Source organism: Micromonospora vulcania, assembly GCF_042658605.1.
Classification (GTDB): Bacteria; Actinomycetota; Actinomycetes; order Mycobacteriales; family Micromonosporaceae; genus Micromonospora; species Micromonospora vulcania.
Window position 1 is genome coordinate 178,979 of record NZ_JBHSQS010000009.1, and the last position, 16,821, is coordinate 195,799.

Consider the following 16,821-nt stretch of genomic DNA (forward strand, 5'->3'; position numbering starts at 1 on the left):
GCGGACGTGCGGACGTGCGGGCGTGTGCGGCGCGGCGTGGCTACGTTTGACATGCAGCCATTCGGTTGCCTATCCTGACAGGCAGCCAAATGGTTGCATGTTGGGAGTCGCGGTGGACGAGGTTTTCCGAGCGTTGGCCGATCCCAGCCGTCGCCGGCTGCTCGACCGGCTCAACCAGCGCAACGGACAGACACTGCGCGAGCTCTGCGACGGGCTGGAGACGACCCGCCAGTCAATCAGCAAGCACCTGTCGGTGCTGGAAGCGGCCGATCTCGTCGTGACCGCACGGCGCGGCCGGGAGAAGCTGCACTATCTCAACGCCGCCCCGATCACGGCCATCGCCGACCGGTGGCTCAGCCGCTACGACCGTCAGCGGGCAGCGGCGCTCGCCGACCTGAGCACAGCATTGGAGAACCAGCCCATGGAGAGTCCCACGTTCGTCTACACGACGTACATCGCCACGACCCCGGAGCGGCTCTGGGCCGCGCTCATCGAACCCGCCTTCACCCGCCGCTACTGGGGCGGGGTCGCGTTGGTGTCGGACTGGCAGATCGGCTCGCCCGTGCTGTGGCAGGACGCGCCGGGCGCCGAGCCGCGCGACCTCGGCCAGCGGGTGCTGGTCGCCGAGCCGTACCGCCGCCTCTCCTACAGTTGGCACGCCTTCCAGCCGGAGCACGCCGAGCACTTCGGCTGGTCTGCCGAAGACCTCGCCGCCCGGCTGGACGAGCGCCGGTCGAAGGTGACCTTCGAGATCGAGCCGCACGGCCCGACCGCGGTCCGGCTGACCGTCGTCCACGACGACTTCGCGCCCGACAGCGAGATGCACCGAGCGATCAGTGGTCAGCTCGACGGCAGCGGAGGCTGGCCCGTGCTGCTGGCCAGCCTCAAGACGCTGATCGAGACCGGCGAGCCGATGCCCGCACCGGTGTAGGCGAGCCGGGCCGGGCCGATCAAACGGTCGCACGGCGACGGCAGCGGGGGGTGCATTCCCGTCGGCGTCGGGCGATACCTCGCCATCGACCCACCCGTGACAGCCGGGCCGTACGGACATCGATCGGATCAGCGGCGCCGGTTGGGCCGTCGGTGCGTTTTCGCAGCTCTCCCCCGTCTTCGGGTGGACACGTGACGGCAACGAGGATTTCTCATTTTCACCTGATCGAGGTCCCAACGCACCTAGTGTTGGGCACACCGGTGCTAGTCACGGAGTTGGCCACCCGAACGACGTCCCACGCAGTCAGCGGACGAAAAGTGAGGGAAGACGCGTATGAAGGTCTCAACAGCACTCTGTTCGGCGGCGCTCGGCGTGGGCCTCGGCACACTCGCGCTGCCGGGCGCCGCACTGGCCGACACCACCGTTTCGCCGGCCAGCACACCGGTCGGCGGGACCGTCGTGCTCACCGCGACGACCTGTAACCCGAAGTCGGGCGACGCCCTGTTCCGCGTCACCGGCCCGAACCGCGACCAGAACGTCCGGTCCACCACGGCCGCCGCCGGCGGCGGGCTGAGCGCCGAACTCTTCACCGCAGGGTTCACCCTGGGCACGTACACGGTGGCAACCACCTGCGGCGATGGCAGTTCGGCCGGCAGCGCCACGTTCGCCGTCACCCCGATCGGCGGTGCCCCCGCCGGCTCCGGTGGGGAGAGCCGCGACAACGGCGCCCTCGCCGCCGGTGGCACGCTGCTCGGCACCGCCGCCGCCGGCGCGGTGATCCTGTTCCGCCGGCGCCGCCCGGCCTCCGCTGTCGCCTGATCGGCGACCCGCACCATCCCTGAGACGGGTGCCCGCACCGGTGACACCGGCGCGGGCACCCCGACGATCCCGTACGGAGGTGGACACGTGTGGTGGCGGCGTAGCGGCCCGGTCGTGGTCGCCCTGCTCGGCGTCACCGGGCTGGGGCTGATCGCCGCCGGCCTCACCGCCGGCCCGGCACGACCGCCCCGGCCGCCCGCCGAGGCGCCGACGCGTACCAACCCCGCACCGGACCTGGCGCCGCTGCCCCGGGCCGCGCCGGTCCGGGTGCAGATCCCGGCCATCGACGTACGCGCCGAGGTCGTCGCCGTCGGCGCGGGCGCCGCCGGGGTGCTGGAGGTGCCCCCATTGGACCGACCCACCATCGCCGGCTGGTACCGCTACGGGGCGAGCCCCGGCGAGACCGGCAACGCGGTCCTGGTCGGACACGTCGACTCCCCGGCCGGCCCGGCGGTCTTCTTCGACCTCGGTCGGCTGGTGCCCGGTCAGGAGATCCAGGTCACCCGCGCCGACGCGACGGTCACGACGTTCACCGTGGACGGTGTGCGGTCGTACCCCAAGGAGCACTTCCCCACCGCCCTGGTCTACGGCCCGGCGGACGCCGCCGGGCTACGTTTGATCACCTGCGGCGGACGGTTCGACGCCGGGACTGGCAACTACGTGGACAACGTGGTCGTCTTCGCCACCCGCACGGCCTGAGTCGGACCGCCCGGCTTTCCGGAGCTGGACCCTGCTCGGCAGAATGCGGTGGCACCATCCCCTGCGGTCACCGCCGTCGGGGCGGTGCTCCGGCGGCGGGGGAGGCACGCGGTGGATCAGCGACCGGTACGGGAACGGGCCGGGCATGGCGTACGCGCCCTGGCCCGCCGACTGCTCGGCCGGGACGAGGACACCTCCCCCACGCCACGCCGGTCCAACCCCGATGCCGTGGTCGACTGCGCCGTCTACGTCAACGGCCGACGCGAGCCCGGCCGGCCGCACTACGCCGACGCGTACGCCCGCGCCCGGCACCGCCGCGACGCCTTCGTCTGGCTGGGGCTGCACGAGCCCGGCCCGGCGGTGCTCGCCGCGGTGGGCCGCACCTTCGGCCTCGACGAGCTGACCGTCGAGCAGGCGCTGGCCGACGGGCACCGACCCACGGTGCAGCGGCACGGGCCGGTCACCCTGCTGGTGCTGCGGACGGCCGGCTACGTGGAGCACGCCGAGCTGACCGACACCTCCGAGGTGATCGACACCGGCGACGTGATGGTGCTGCTCGGCGACCGGTTCGCCATCACCGTGCGGCACGGCGCGGCCGGGGCGCTGCGCAGCGTACGCGCCGACATCGAACGGCGTCCGGCGCTGCTGGCAGCGGGCCCGTGGGCGGTGGCGTACGCGGTCTGCAGCCGGATGGTCGACTCCTACCTGGAGGTGGCCGGGCACGTGGAGCAGGACCTGGAACGGGTCGAGGAGTCGGTGTTCGCCCGCGACCGCTCGGCCGACATCCAGCACATCTACCAGCTCAAACGCGAGGTGGTGGAGTTCAAGCGGGCGGTGCTGCCCCTGCAGGCGCCCATAAGCACCCTGCTCAACCCCGGCGCCGACGGGCCGCCACGCGCGCTGCACCGCTGGTTCGTCGACGTGGAGGGCCGGCTGACCCGGGCGGTGGACCGGGTGGCCGCGTACGACGACCTGCTCACCTCGATCGTCCAGTCCCGGCTGGCCCAGCTCGCGGTGGAACAGAACAACGACATGCGCAAGATCGCCGCCTGGGCGGCCATCGCGGCCACCCAGACCGGCATCGCGGGCGTCTACGGCATGAACTTCGCGAACATGCCGGGGCTGTCCTGGCGCTACGGCTACGCCGCCGTACTCGCCCTGATGGCGCTGGCCGCCCTCGCCCTGTACCGGCTCTTCCGCCGTTCCGGCTGGCTCTGACCGTCGGCTCACGCGGGGCGGCTAACCTCGTCCGGTGATGTGGCAGCGGTACGTGGCGATCGGCGACAGCACCACCGAGGGGCTCGACGATCCGGATGGCGCCGGCGGCTACCGGGGGTGGGCCGACCGGTTCGCCCTGGCGGTGGCTCGCGCCCAGGGCGGCCTGGAGTACGCGAACCTCGCCATCCGTGGCCGGACCACCGCCGGGATCCGGGCCGAACAGCTCCAGCCCGCCCTCGATCTGGCCCCCGACCTGGCCACCGTTGTCGCCGGCATGAACGACGTGCTGCGCCCGTCCTTCGACGCGGACCGGGTCGCGCAGGACCTCGGCGAGATGCAGCGGGCACTGGTCGGGCAGGGCGCCACCGTACTGACCTTCACCATGCCGGACCCGACGCCGGTGATGCCGTTGGCCCGGCCGCTGCGGGGCCGGATGCTGGCGCTCAACGCGGCGCTGCGGGCGGTCACCACGCAGACCGGAGCCACCCTGCTCGATCTCGGCGCGCATTCGGTCGCCTCCGATCCCCGGCTGTGGAGCGACGACCGGCTGCACGCCAACAGCGCCGGGCACGAGCGGATCGCCGCCGCGTTGGCGTACACCGCGGGTCTGCCCGGCACCGACGACTCCTGGACCCGCCCGTTGCCCCCGGCACCACGGCGGCGCCGCGGCGAGGTGCTCGGCGCCGAACTGGCCTGGACCCGCCGGCACCTGCTGCCCTGGGTCGCCCGGCACCTGCGTGGCCAGTCGTCCGGCGACGACCGGGTCGCGAAGCGGCCGGTACCGCTGCCGGTACCGCTGGACTGACACCTCGCCGCCCAGGCCCGGCCGGGGTACGGCAGGATGGCCAGGTGGGCAGGGCGACGGGACGACGGCGGACGGACGCGACGACGGCACGGGCCTGCCCCTGCGGCTCCGGCCAGGCGTACGCCGACTGTTGCGCTCCCGTGCACGCGGGCACCGCACAGGCGCCCACCGCCGAGGCGTTGATGCGCTCGCGGTTCAGCGCCTTCGCCCTCGGCGACGCCGACCACCTGCTGCGCAGCTGGCACTCCTCGACCCGGCCGGCTCAGCTGGACCTGGACCCCGGGCAGCGGTGGACCCGGCTGGAGATCGTCGACACCGAGCGGGGTGGCCTGCTCGACAACGCCGGCACCGTGACGTTCCACGCCCACTACCGCGACGCGGGTCGACCGGGCACGCTGACCGAGTGCAGCCGGTTCACCCGTGAGGATGGCCGGTGGGTCTACCTCGACGGCGAGCACTGACCACGGGGCGTCGATGGCGGGCCAGCAGCGCCAGTGCCACGATGAGGTACGGCCCGGCCACCACCGCGAACGCCACCGCGTTGCCCGCCACCGTGGAGACCAGGCCGTAACCGACGTACGTCACGATGACCAGCACGTCGGTGGCCATCCCGGCCAGCGAGGTGACGGTGGCGCGACTGCTCCCGGTGATGCTGGCCTGGAGTCGGGCGTCGGCCAGCACGGTGGCCAGTTGCGCGGCACCGAACGCCACCCCGAGCAGCAGGAATCCGGCGGGATGCGCGACGAGGGCACCCCCGGCCAGCGCGACGGCCACCACCGCCAGCAGGCCGGCGTAGCCCCGGCCGGTCAACCGCTCCCCCGCCGGGGCGAGCAGCCCGCCGACGGTCACCCCGGCCCAGAGCAGCAGGAGCAGCAGCGGCACGGCCTGCGCGCCGATGCCGGTGTCCCGAGCCAGCAGCGGGGTGTACTCGTCCAGGGCGCCCCAGTCGGCGGTCACCACCGCGACGAGCAGCACGGCGGCCCGTACCGGAGGATGGGTGCGGGCCTGTGTCACCCCGGCCCGCAGCATGTCCCACCAGCCCAACTCGTCGGCGTCGTCCGCCTCGGGCGCGGCACTGGTCCGGGCTGCGACCGCCGTCGGCGGGCGGTGTTCCGGAAACCGGGCGGCGACACCGGCGGCGAGCACACAGGCGAGGACACTGGCCGCGCCCACCGCCGGGTAGCCGCCGGCGGCGAGCGCCGGGCCGGCGAGCCCGCCGGACACGAGCACGCCCAGCACACCCGCCGTCCGGGCCCGGCCGAGAATCCGGGCGTACCGGTCGGCCGCGCCGAGCCGGTCCAACTCGGTGAAGACCAGCGCCTCCAGCGCGCCGGAGACCAACGCTCCGCCGGCACCCCAGAGCAGGAAACCGATCGCGAACGAGGGGTACGACGGGAACAGCACCCAGAGCGCGAACCCCGCGGCGGTCACCAGCGGAGCGAGGCGCAGCAGCAGGCGGCGCGACACCGCGTCGGCCCAGGCGCCGGAGGGCACCTCGAGCAGGATGGCGGCGGCCGACCACAGCACGAAGAGCGAGGAGATCTGCCCTACCGACAGGCCGGTGTCGGCGAAGAGCAGCGCGTACACCGGGTAGAGCAGAACGAGGTCACTGAGGAACGCGTACCCGTAGAGGGTCGCCGTCAGCCGGCGGACCGCCGGGTCGGGCACGCGCGCGGCGATGAGGGTCATGAGGCCTTCCCGTGGGAGCGGAGACGGACACCGGACGTGCGGTGCCCGTGGCGGCCCACGGGATCGGCCTGCGGGGCTGGATCAATGTCGCCAGGTCATGTCGGCGATGGTAGTACGACGGCCGTATCGACGGCATCCATTTGCGGGCCAGTGCGGCCCGGTCGCCGACGAACCGTCAGACACGGAGCGGGGCGGGAATCCGCAAGGGATACCCGCCCCACTGTCCCGCCGGGCGTCAGTGCCGGTTCGGGTCGACCGGCGGGATGACCGTGGTGGTCTCGCTGTCGTCGCCGGAGCGCTGCTCGGGCGCCACGCGGTCGGTGCCGCCGCGTACCACCTGGGTCGTGTCGCCGTCGCCGCCGCGACCCACCACCTGCGTGGCGTCACTGTCGACGCCGCGACCCACCACCTGGGTCGCGTCACTGTCGACGCCGCGACCCACCACCTGCGTCGCGTCCGGGTCGGACGGCCGGGTGACCACCTGGGTCGTGTCGTCGACCGTGGGCCGGGCCGGCGACGGGGTGGGGTCGACGGACGGCGGCACCATCGTGGGCAGACCGACCACCTGGGTGGCGTCCGGGTCGGCCGGGCGGGTCACCACCTGGGTGGCCTCCGGGTCGGCGTTCGCCCTCGGCTGACGGGCCGCTGCCGCCGCGGCCTCGGCCGCCTCGCGGCGACTGGCCTGGTACGCGCGGGCGTGCGTGGCGATCTGCTGCGACTCCTGCTCCGCGCGGGTCAGCCACGACTCCCAGCGGCTCTGCATCGGACGGATCAGCCCACCGCCGACGCCGACGACGAGGATGCCGCCGATGGTGGCCAGCACGGCAATCAGCACGGGCGTGGTGACCGCGGTGGCCACGCCGATCTGGTTCAGCGCGGCGATGATGCCGAGGCCGAGGATGAACACCGAGGCGGTGGTGGCCAGCACCCGGCCGTACGACAGCCCGCCGAGCGCTCCGCTGATGATGTCCTTGACCGCGTTGGCGATGGCCGCCGCGACCACCACGATGACGATCGCGACGAAGGCGCGGGGCAACCACGCGACGACGGCGGCGATCAGGTCGGAGATCGGGTTCGGCCCCCAGATACCGAAGGCGAGCTGGAGAGTGAGCAGCAGCACCGCGTAGTAGACGAGCTTCGCGACGATGTCGCTGGCGTCGTACCGGGAGCGGCTCAGCGCGCGGCGGACACCGCCGCGCTCGACGGCGCGGTCGAAGCCCACCCGCTCCAGCACCTTCTCCACGATTTTCAACACGGCTTTGGCGATCAGCCATCCGGCCACCAGGATCGCCACGAAGGCGACCGCCTTGGGCACAAAGAGCATCACCGAGCGGAGGGCGTCGCCCACCGCATCGCTGACCTTGTCACTCATCAGGGTTTCCTCCAGGCGGGGCAGCCAGCTCGGTCGGCCCCCGAACCTACCCCCGTTGCCAGCCAAGGAAACGCCGGCCGTTCGGCGCCACCGAGTCGCCAACCGGTCGTCGCCAGCGCACTGCTCCCCGTCACGGGGCGGCACGGATCGATGGCGGTTGGTAGCGTGACGGCGGCTCGGGGTGGGCTGCGGTCGGCGGCGGGAGGGGGCCGACGTGTGGGCCGATGACGACGCGCTCGACGCGACACGGCGACGGGTCGACGAGTGGGAGGCGACGATCGCGGCCCGCTCGGCGCGTACCACCGCGCTGACCCGGGAGCTGGCCGGGCTCACCGGAACGGCCCGCACCGCCGACGGCAGCGTCGAGGTGACCGTGGACGCCGGGGGCCGCCTGATCGATCTGCGGCTGGACGAACGGGTCCGGGCCCGGTCTGCGGGGCGTACCGCTGAGGACGTGCTGGCCACCGTCCGCGCCGCGTACGCCGACCTGGTCCAGCGGGTCAGCGCGGCGGCCGTCGCCACGCTGGGCGCTGACGACCCGACGGCGCGAGCGCTGATCGACTCGTACGCCGGTCGGCTCGGCCGGACCGAGCGACTCGATGACGACGCCAGCTGACAGCCGAGCCGCTGGGCGCCCACGCCCCTCGATCACTTGATGCTGAGTAGTTGTGGGAGGCGGTTTTTGACTACTGAGCATCAAGTGATCAAGAGGTGGGCCAGATCTAGCGCGGGGGCGAGTCTTGGCAATATCCTCCGGAGCACGTGCGGCCACTGGAGCTACTTTTCACCCCTCGCCGCCGGCCGCAGGAGGAGATGCCATGCACGTCGACCATTCCGAAGTGGACCGCCGGACGCTGCTACGGGCCGGTCTCGGTGCCGCCACGGTCGCCGTCGTCGGGAGCGAACTCGCCTTCCCCGGTGCGGCGCAGGCCGCCCCCGGCACCGACCTGGACTGGATCATCAGCTGCGACGAGTGGGGCGCCCGGCCGCCGAAGGACCCGCTGTCGGTCAGCGCGATCGCCACCAACAAGATCATCGTGCACCACATGGCGTTCCCGAACGTCACGGACTACTCCCGGGAGCAGGCCGTCAAGCTGGCCCACGACTGCCAGGACCTGCACATCGACGGCAACGGTTGGTCGGACACCGGGCAGCACTTCACGGTGAGCCGGGGCGGCTACGTGCTGGAGGGCCGCCGGGGAAGCCTGGAGCGCCTCGAAGCCGGCGACCGGCAGATGATCTCGGCGCACTGCCCGGGTGAGAACGGCCGGGCCATCGGCATCGAGAACGAGGGCACCTACGTCACCGAGACGCCGCCGCACGAGCTGACCGACTCGCTGGTCAAGCTCTGCGTCGCCATCTGCCGGCAGTACGGGCTGCACGCCCACGACATCTTCGGCCACTGGGACTTCCGTACCACCGAGTGCCCGGGCGCGGCCTTCTACCGGGAGTTCCCGACGCTGCGCCGGCGGGTGTTCGCCGCCCTCGGCACCGACCTGGCCGACGTGCCGGCTCGGCGCTGGCCGGACCTGTGGCGCTTCGTCAACTCGCCGTCGGTGCGCGTGGTGCAGTACCTGCTCGCGTACCGCGGCTACCCGGTCACGGTCAGCGGCACGTTCGACGCCGCGACCGTCACCGCCGTGCAGGACTGGCAGGCCCGCAACGGCATTCCGGTCGACGTGGACGCCACCCTCACGGTGCCGACCTGGGAGACCCTGGTGCCCGAGCTGGACCAGCACGCGAGCGGCCTGCCGGTCACCGCGGTGCAGGAGATCCTGGCCACCAAGGGGTACGCGGTCACCGTCACCGGAGCGTACGACCACGCCACCCGCAAGGCGGTGCAGGAACTGCAGGCGCTGCACGGGCTGCCCCGCAACGGCAAGCTCAGCACGAGCACGTGGTGCACGATCGTCGGCGGAACGGTCCGCCAGTCGTTCCGGCACCACTGATCCGAGCCGGTACGCCGGTGGTGGCGTGGGCGCGCACCCGCGCCACCACCGGCACCGACGCGGGCGTGTCCCGTTGGTCACCCCCCATTGGTCTGCGACGATGACGCCGACCAGGACCAAGGAGGGTGCTGTGCAATCGCGACTCAACCCGTACCTCAACTTTCCCGGCACGGCCCGCGAGGCGCTGGAGTTCTACCACCGCGTGTTCGGCGGCGAGCTGACGATGAACACCTTCGGCGAGTTCGGCAATCCGGATCCGGACCTGTCGGACCAGATCATGCACGGGCAGCTCGAAACGCCCAGCGGCTTCACCCTGATGGCCTCGGACCTCGCGCCCGGGATGCAGCACGTGCCCGGCACCAACATCACGATCAGCCTCAGCGGCGACAACCACGACGAGTTGGCCGGCTACTGGGAGCAGCTCTCGGCGAGCGGGTCGGTGACCATCCCGCTGGAGAAGCAGATGTGGGGCGCGGAGTTCGGCCAGTGCGTCGACGCGTACGGCATCGCCTGGTTGGTCAACATCGCCCAGCCCGAGGGTTGAGCAGCGCGGCGTCGCCGACGGGTCGGTTTGGCGGACGGCGCGGGCGGAAAGAGTGGCGGTCATGAGATGGGCCCGTCGAGCCGTACCCGCCGCCGCAGCCGCCGTCGCGGCGCTCGCCGCACGGGACCTGTTCCAGCGCGACCACGCGTTGCTGCGCAACTTCCCGGTAGTCGGCCGCGCCCGGTACCTGCTGGAGGCGATCGGGCCGGAGCTTCGGCAGTACATCGTGGCCGGCAACAACGAGGAGCGGCCGTTCACCCGGGACCAGCGCCGCTGGGTGTACGCCTCGGCGAAGCAGCAGAACAACTATTTCGGCTTCGGCACGGACAACGACATCGAGTACACCCCCGGCTACCCGGTCATCAAGCACCGCACCTTCGGCCGGGCCGTTCCGCCGTCGACGCCGACCGCCGGCCACGACGTACGGCTGCCCAGCGCCAAGGTGCTCGGCGCGGCCCGGGGCCGAGCACGCGCGTTCCGGCCCGAGTCGGTGGTCAACATCTCCGGGATGAGTTTCGGCTCGCTCTCCGGCAACGCCGTGGAGGCGCTCAACCGGGGCGCCGCGCTCGCCGGATGCCTGCAGAACACCGGCGAGGGCGGGCTGTCGCCGTACCACCGCAACGGCGGTGACCTGGTCTTCCAGCTCGGTACGGCGTACTTCGGCTGTCGGGACGAGCACGGCCGGTTCAGCCTGGGCCAACTGCGGGACCTGGTCGCCGAGGCACCCGTCAAGGCACTGGAGATCAAGCTGAGCCAGGGCGCGAAGCCCAGCCTCGGGGGCCTGCTACCCGGGCCGAAGGTGTCCGCCGAAATCGCCGCCACGCGCGGCATCCCGGCCGGGGTGGACTGCGTCAGCCCGTCCCGGCACGCCGAGTTCTCCGACTGCGACAGCCTGCTCGACTGGGTGGAGATGCTGGCCGCCGAGACCGGCCTGCCGGTCGGCATCAAGTCGGCGGTCGGCGACCTGAGCTTCTGGCAGGAGCTGGCCACCCTGATGCGCGACACCGGCCGGGGCGTGGACTTCGTGACGATCGACGGTGGCGAGGGCGGCACCGGCGCCGCGCCGCTGATCTTCACCGACTCGGTGTCGTTCCCGTTCCAACAAGGCTTCTCCCGGGTCTACAAGGTCTTCGCGGAGCACGACCTGCACGAACAGGTGGTCTTCGTCGGCGCGGGCAAGCTCGGCCTGCCGGACAACGCCATCGTGGCCTTCGCGCTCGGCTGCGACCTGATCAACGTCGGCCGCGAGGCGATGCTGTCGATCGGCTGCATCCAGGCGCAGAAGTGTCACACCGACACCTGCCCCACCGGGGTGGCGACGCAGAACGCCTGGCTGGCCCGCGGGCTGGACCCGGCGCTGAAGTCGGTCCGGGCGGCCAACTACCTGCGTACGCTGCGCCGGGACCTGGTCAAGGTCGCCGAGGCGTGCGGCGTGGAGCACCCGGGCCTGATCGGCACCGACGCGGTGGAGATCCTGGAGGGCCGCACCGGCGCCACGCCACTGCACGAGGTGTACGGCTACCGGCCGGAGTGGGGGCTGCCCTCGTCGGCCGACCAGGCGGAGATCATCCGGCTGATGGCCCCGGAGGCGCCGCAGGGTGGCACCGCCCCGCCGTCGGCCACCGCCGTCGGCTGACCGACCGGCGCGAATATCCCGTGGAGCCGGTGCCGGGGTCACCGTATCGTGGCGCGGTGCTGATCAGACGTGAGACACCGGCCGATGTCGACGCCATCCGCGCGGTGCACGCCGCCGCCTTCGCCGGTTCGGACGCGAGCGGTGGCCTGCCGGTCGAGGCGACGCTGGTCGACGCGCTGCGCGCCGACGAGGGTTGGCTGCCCGCGTACTCCCTGGTGGCGACCGACGCGGACGGCCAGGTGGTGGGTCACGTGGTGGCCACCCGCGGTCGGGTGGCCGGCGAGCCGGTGGCGCTCGGCCTGGGGCCGCTCGGTGTCCTGCCCGACCAGCAGCGACGCGGCGTCGGCAGCGCCTTGATGCACGCGGTGCTCGGCGCGGCCGACGCCCGGGACGAGCCGCTGGTGGTGCTGCTCGGGCACCCGGACTACTACCCGCGGTTCGGGTTTCGCCCGGCCGTCGAACTGGGCGTCACCCCGCCGCAGCCCTGGGGTCCCCAGTACTTCCAGGCCCGGCCGATGACCGCGTGGCGCGACTCGATCCGGGGCGAGTTCCGCTACGCCGGCCCGTTCGACGACCTGTAACCCGGCTGGGCGTTCACGCAGCTCAGCGCGGTGACTGTTCGGGCCGTGCGAACATGTGTACGTGTCGTCCGAGGCCACCATCCTGCACGCCGACCTGGACGCCTTCTACGCGTCGGTCGAGCAGCGTGACGACCCGCGCCTGCGGGGGCGGCCGGTGATCGTCGGCGGCGGCGTGGTGCTCGCGGCCAGCTACGAGGCGAAGGCGCGGGGCGTACGCAGCGCGATGGGCGGCCAGCAGGCGCGCCGGCTGTGTCCGGACGCGATCGTGGTGCCGCCCCGGATGTCGGCGTACACCGAGGCCAGCCGGGCGGTGTTCGAGATCTTCCGGCAGACCACCCCGCTGGTCGAGGGGCTCAGCATCGACGAGGCGTTCCTGGACGTGGGCGGCCTGCGCCGGCTGGTCGGGCCGCCGGCCGAGATCGCCGAGCGGCTGCGCCGGGAGGTCCGCGACCGGGTACGCCTGCCGATCACCGTGGGCGTGGCGCGGACGAAGTTCCTGGCCAAGGTGGCCAGCGGGGTGGCGAAGCCGGACGGGCTGCTGCTCGTCGCGCCCGACGCCGAATTGGCGTTCCTGCATCCACTGCCGGTGGAGCGGCTCTGGGGCGTCGGCCCGATCACCGCCGCGAAGCTGCGGGAACGGCGGATCCGCACGGTTGGTGAGGTGGCCCGCCTCGGCGAGGCGGCGCTGGTGTCACTGCTCGGTTCCGGGGCCGGTCGGCACCTGCACGCCCTGGCACACAACCGGGATCCACGAGCGGTCCAGGTCGGTCGTCGGCGCGGCTCGATGGGCGCGCAGCACGCGTTGAGTCGTACCCCGCACGCCCCTGCGGAACTGGACGCCATCCTGGCCGGACTGGTCGACCGGGTGACCCGACGGATGCGGGCGGCCGGGCGATCCGGACGCACGGTGGTGTTGCGGCTACGCTTCGGCGACTACACCCGGGCCACCCGCTCGCACACGGTACGCAAGGCGACCGCGGACACCACGCCGCTGCTCGCCGCCGCGCGGGCGCTGCTGCGGGCCGCGCTACCCGAGATCGACCGACGGGGCGTCACCCTGATCGGCGTTTCGGTGGGCAATCTGGACGACAATCCGGTCCAGCCCGAGCTGCCGTTCGACCGTGACCCCGGGGCCGAGTTGGACGCCGCGGTGGACGCGGTCCGTGATCGGTTCGGGTCGACGGCGCTCACCCGCGCGGTGCTGCTCGGCCGCGATCCGGGCGTCGAGATGCCCCTGCTGCCGGACTGACCTGCGACCGGCGACACATCAGAGCAGGTCGTCGGTTTAGCGGGCGGCGTACGGGGTGACCCTGTAGGGGAACAGCCAACAGGGGGGACCACCATGTCCGATGACATCAGCGACCGACCGAGCCGCCACGCCGAGCGCCCGGACGACGTGACCGATCCGTTGCTCTGGCAGCTCGCGATCGACGTGTTGACCGCCCACGAGCCGGGCGACGAGGGTTACTGCCACAACCTCCAGTGCGCCGACCAGCCCTGGCCGTGCGCGGCCCGCAGCGGAGCCGAGCAGTCGCTGCGGTTGGCCCGTGCCACGAACGCGGCGCCTGCCGACGAGGACGTCCACACCGGCTGGCCCGCAGAGGTGTCGGCACCGCGTTGGGGCCGCAACGCGGGCCCGGTGGCGTCCCACCGGGAGTCGAAGGCGGCCGCCCCAGCGGCCTAACACGCCCCACCCCGCGCCCGGCTCCCCACACACCCCCAGCCCCGTCGATCTAGGGCAAATCGTTGCGGTTGGAGATCAACAAACAACAACGAGCCCTAGATCGACGGGGCGGGGCGGTGCGGTGCGGGCGGTGCGGTGCGGGGCGGGGGGCGGGGTGCGGCGGGGTGCGGGCGGAGCTTTACAGGGTGCGGGCTAGGCGGTCGGCCAGCACCCTCGTGAAGCGGGCCGGGTCGGTCAGCTCGCCGCCCTCGGCGAGCACCGCCAGGCCGTACAGCAGCTCGGCCGTCTCGGTCAGCGCCGCGGTGTCGGTGCCCTGCTCCTGGGCCTTGCGCAGCCCCGCGACCAGCGGGTGGCCGGGATTGATCTCCAAGATCCGCTTCGTCGGCGGGATCTCGTGCCCCATCGCCCGGTACATCTTCTCCAGGGTCGGGGTGAGGTCCTGCGCGTCGCCGACGACGCAGGCCGGTGAGGTGGTCAGCCGGGACGACAGGCGGACCTCCCGGACGTTGTCGGCCAGGGTGGTGTTCAGCCATTCGAGCAGCCCGGCGAACTCCTGTCGCTGCTGCTCCCGCTCGGCCTCGGCCTGCTGCTTCTCCTCGTCGGTGTCCAGGTCGACCTCGCCCTTGGCGATCGAGCGCAGCGGCCGGCCGTCGTACGTGCCGACCCGCTCGACCCACACCTCGTCGACCTGGTCGGTGAGCAGCAGCACCTCGTGGCCCTTGGCCCGGAACGCCTCCAGGTGCGGGGAGTTCTCGATGGTGCCCCGGGAGTCGCCGGTGGCGTACCAGATGTCGCTCTGGCCGTCCTTCATCCGCGCGACGTAGCCGGCCAGGTCGGTAGGCTCGTCCGGGTCGTTGGTGGAGGCCACCGACAGGATCTCCAGCAGGGTGTCCCGGTTGTCGGCGTCGTCGATCAGCCCCTCCTTGACCACCGCACCGAACTCCGTCCAGAAGGTGCGGTAGCGCTCGGGGTGGTTGGCCTTCAGGTCCTTGATCGTGGCCAGGACCTTGCGGACCAGGCGGCGGCGGACGATCTGGATCTGCCGGTCCTGCTGGAGGATCTCGCGGGAGATGTTCAGCGACAGGTCGTGGGCGTCCACCACGCCTTTGACGAAGCGCAGGTACGTGGGGACCAGCGCCTCGCAGTCGTCCATGATGAACACGCGCTTGACGTAGAGCTGGACGCCGCGACGACCCTGCGGGGAGAACAGGTCCAGCGGGGCGTGACTGGGCAGGAAGAGCAGCGCCTCGTACTCGAAGGTGCCCTCGCCCTTCATGTGCACGACCTCGAGCGGGTCGGCCCAGTCGTGGCTGACGTGCTTGTAGAACTCGTGGTACTCGGCGTCGTCGACCTCGTCACGCGAGCGCGCCCAGAGCGCCTTCATCGAGTTGAGCGTCTGCTCCTCGGTGGTGGCGGGCTCGCCGTCGGCGCCGGGGCGCTCGACCCGCATCCGGATCGGCCAGGCGATGAAGTCCGAGTATCGCTTGACGATCTCCCGGATCGTCCACTCGGCGGTGTAGTCGTGCAGATTGTCCTCGGCGTCGGCCGGCTTGAGGTGCAGGGTCACCGTGGTGCCCTGCGGGGCCTCGTCGACCGCCTCGATCGAGTACGTGCCCTCACCGGCGGACTCCCACCGGGTGCCACCGGTCTCACCGGCCTTGCGGGTCAGCAGCGTGACCCGGTCGGCGACCATGAACGCGGCGTAGAAGCCGACACCGAACTGGCCGATCAGGTCCTGCGAGGCGCGGGCGTCGGAGGCCTCGCGCAGCTGGCTCAGCAGCTCGGCGGTGCCGGACTTGGCGATGGTGCCGATCAGCCCGACGACCTCGTCCCGGTTCATCCCGATGCCGTTGTCTCGCACGGTCAGGGTGCGGGCCTCGCGGTCGACCTCGATGGCGACGTGCAGGTCGTCGGTGTCGGCGGTGAGGTCCTTGTCGACCAGCGTCGCCAGCCGCAGCTTGTCCAGCGCGTCGGACGCGTTCGAGATGAGTTCCCGCAGGAAGACGTCCTTGTTCGAATAGATCGAGTGGACCACCAACTGGAGGAGCTGACGCGCCTCGGCCTGGAACTCCAACGTCTCGGCCTGGTTACTCACACCGTCTCCCCTTCTCGGCTCGTTCGGAGGTTCGCGCAAAGGATACGAGCCGTCACCCGGCGGGCTGTGTCCGCATCCGGGTCGTGTTCCCGATCCGAGCCGCGTCGGGCTGGCCGGCGGAGTGGCCACCCTCTACCCGCAGCTTGCCTGACCGCACCGCGGCGGGCCGCCGCCGGATCTCCCGGCGGCGGCCCGTTTTCGGGTACGCGGTCAGCCCTCAGCAGCCACCGCAGCTGTAGAACAGGATGTCCCAGTGGCTGCCTTCCTTGGTGTAGAGGTTGCCCGAGGCGGCCTGGTACTGGTAGCCGAAGCCGGCGATGTAGCCGATGTAGGTGTAGTGCGCCGAGATGTAGTTCTGGATGCAGGTGCTCAGCGCGATGTCGAGCTTGTACCCGTTCCAGTGGCTGTACGTGCCGCCGGCGTGCCCGACCTCGGTGCCGGCGGTCACGGTCACCGCGCAGCCGCTGGCCCGCTTGAACGTGATGATGCCGCTGATGGTGGCCTGCCGGACGCCGTCGAACGAGGTGCAGGTCGCGACGTTGCGGTTGCTGCAGTTGCCGCTGGAGGTCCACGAGATGCCGGCGGCGCTCAGTTGCGAGGTGGCGCTGGAGTGGCTGATCGCGAAGGCCGGGCCGGCGAGGCCGAGCGCGGCGCCGACCGTGGCGAGCGTGGCCACCAGCAGGGTGAACACGCGGCGGCGCAGGGTGGATCGAGTGGCTGACATGGCACTCCCGTTCGCGTGAGGGGTGGAAATTTTGCGAAACAGGGGCCGGCCTTGCAGGATTTCTACCAGACATAG

General features: G+C 72.0%; 16 protein-coding genes and 1 pseudogene. 13 read left to right on the plus strand and 4 right to left on the minus strand.

Features of this window, described 5'->3' with window-relative positions:
- The first annotated feature begins 112 nt into the window (after positions 1-112).
- The 6 genes from ACFQGL_RS17365 to ACFQGL_RS17390 all read left to right on the plus strand — a co-directional run bounded on the left by ACFQGL_RS17365 (position 113) and on the right by ACFQGL_RS17390 (position 4,933).
- Positions 113-931: an ArsR/SmtB family transcription factor gene (locus ACFQGL_RS17365; RefSeq protein WP_377512962.1), complete on the plus strand. Its 819-nt coding sequence runs from the start codon at positions 113-115 to the stop codon at positions 929-931.
- Positions 932-1,264: 333 nt separating this feature from the next.
- Positions 1,265-1,750 (plus strand): hypothetical protein, encoded by a 486-nt coding sequence (locus ACFQGL_RS17370; protein WP_377512964.1) that lies wholly within the window; start codon positions 1,265-1,267, stop codon positions 1,748-1,750.
- 87 nt (positions 1,751-1,837) lie between these two features.
- The gene (locus tag ACFQGL_RS17375) at positions 1,838-2,449 is read left to right on the plus strand and encodes a class F sortase (protein WP_377512966.1); all 612 of its coding nucleotides are present in this window, start codon (positions 1,838-1,840) and stop codon (positions 2,447-2,449) included.
- A gap of 111 nt (positions 2,450-2,560) precedes the next feature.
- On the plus strand, positions 2,561-3,667 hold the full coding sequence (locus tag ACFQGL_RS17380; RefSeq protein ID WP_377512968.1) for a magnesium and cobalt transport protein CorA: 1,107 nt from the start codon (positions 2,561-2,563) through the stop codon (positions 3,665-3,667).
- Positions 3,668-3,704: 37 nt separating this feature from the next.
- Positions 3,705-4,472 (plus strand): SGNH/GDSL hydrolase family protein, encoded by a 768-nt coding sequence (locus tag ACFQGL_RS17385; RefSeq protein WP_377513162.1) that lies wholly within the window; start codon positions 3,705-3,707, stop codon positions 4,470-4,472.
- A gap of 44 nt (positions 4,473-4,516) precedes the next feature.
- Positions 4,517-4,933: a YchJ family protein gene (locus ACFQGL_RS17390; protein ID WP_377512970.1), complete on the plus strand. Its 417-nt coding sequence runs from the start codon at positions 4,517-4,519 to the stop codon at positions 4,931-4,933.
- Here ACFQGL_RS17390 and ACFQGL_RS17395 read toward each other — a convergent pair.
- Together ACFQGL_RS17395 and ACFQGL_RS17400 are read right to left on the minus strand one after the other, a co-directional pair.
- The gene (locus ACFQGL_RS17395) at positions 4,887-6,161 is read right to left on the minus strand and encodes an MFS transporter (protein WP_377512972.1); all 1,275 of its coding nucleotides are present in this window, start codon (positions 6,159-6,161) and stop codon (positions 4,887-4,889) included. The genes ACFQGL_RS17390 and ACFQGL_RS17395 overlap by 47 nt on opposite strands.
- Before the next feature lie 726 nt (positions 6,162-6,887).
- A pseudogene (locus ACFQGL_RS17400) lies at positions 6,888-7,548 on the minus strand (membrane protein); the annotation flags it as partial.
- A gap of 199 nt (positions 7,549-7,747) precedes the next feature.
- On the opposite strand from ACFQGL_RS17400, the gene ACFQGL_RS17405 reads away from it, so the two are divergent.
- From ACFQGL_RS17405 to ACFQGL_RS17435, 7 genes are all read left to right on the plus strand, one after another.
- Entirely contained in the window at positions 7,748-8,149 is a 402-nt protein-coding gene (locus ACFQGL_RS17405; RefSeq protein ID WP_377512974.1) for a YbaB/EbfC family nucleoid-associated protein, read from the plus strand.
- 202 nt (positions 8,150-8,351) lie between these two features.
- Positions 8,352-9,482: a peptidoglycan recognition protein family protein gene (locus ACFQGL_RS17410; protein WP_377512976.1), complete on the plus strand. Its 1,131-nt coding sequence runs from the start codon at positions 8,352-8,354 to the stop codon at positions 9,480-9,482.
- A 130-nt stretch (positions 9,483-9,612) separates the two neighbouring features.
- Entirely contained in the window at positions 9,613-10,026 is a 414-nt protein-coding gene (locus ACFQGL_RS17415) for a VOC family protein (RefSeq protein ID WP_377512978.1), read from the plus strand.
- A gap of 61 nt (positions 10,027-10,087) precedes the next feature.
- Entirely contained in the window at positions 10,088-11,662 is a 1,575-nt protein-coding gene (locus ACFQGL_RS17420) for an FMN-binding glutamate synthase family protein (protein WP_377512980.1), read from the plus strand.
- A gap of 56 nt (positions 11,663-11,718) precedes the next feature.
- Positions 11,719-12,243 carry a GNAT family N-acetyltransferase gene (locus tag ACFQGL_RS17425; protein WP_377512982.1) on the plus strand — a complete coding sequence of 175 codons (525 nt, stop codon included), beginning with the start codon at positions 11,719-11,721 and terminating at the stop codon, positions 12,241-12,243.
- Positions 12,244-12,304: 61 nt separating this feature from the next.
- The gene (gene dinB, locus ACFQGL_RS17430; RefSeq protein WP_377512984.1) at positions 12,305-13,492 is read left to right on the plus strand and encodes a DNA polymerase IV; all 1,188 of its coding nucleotides are present in this window, start codon (positions 12,305-12,307) and stop codon (positions 13,490-13,492) included.
- 93 nt (positions 13,493-13,585) lie between these two features.
- Positions 13,586-13,927, plus strand: coding sequence for a hypothetical protein (locus ACFQGL_RS17435; protein WP_377512986.1), 342 nt, complete (start codon positions 13,586-13,588; stop codon positions 13,925-13,927).
- A gap of 178 nt (positions 13,928-14,105) precedes the next feature.
- Here the strand turns inward: ACFQGL_RS17435 and htpG are convergent, their stop codons facing one another.
- Positions 14,106-16,022, minus strand: coding sequence for a molecular chaperone HtpG (gene htpG, locus ACFQGL_RS17440; protein ID WP_377512988.1), 1,917 nt, complete (start codon positions 16,020-16,022; stop codon positions 14,106-14,108).
- A gap of 217 nt (positions 16,023-16,239) precedes the next feature.
- Complete coding sequence (locus ACFQGL_RS17445) at positions 16,240-16,746, minus strand: hypothetical protein (RefSeq protein ID WP_377512990.1); 507 nt, start codon at positions 16,744-16,746, stop codon at positions 16,240-16,242.
- Positions 16,747-16,821: the final 75 nt, after the last annotated feature.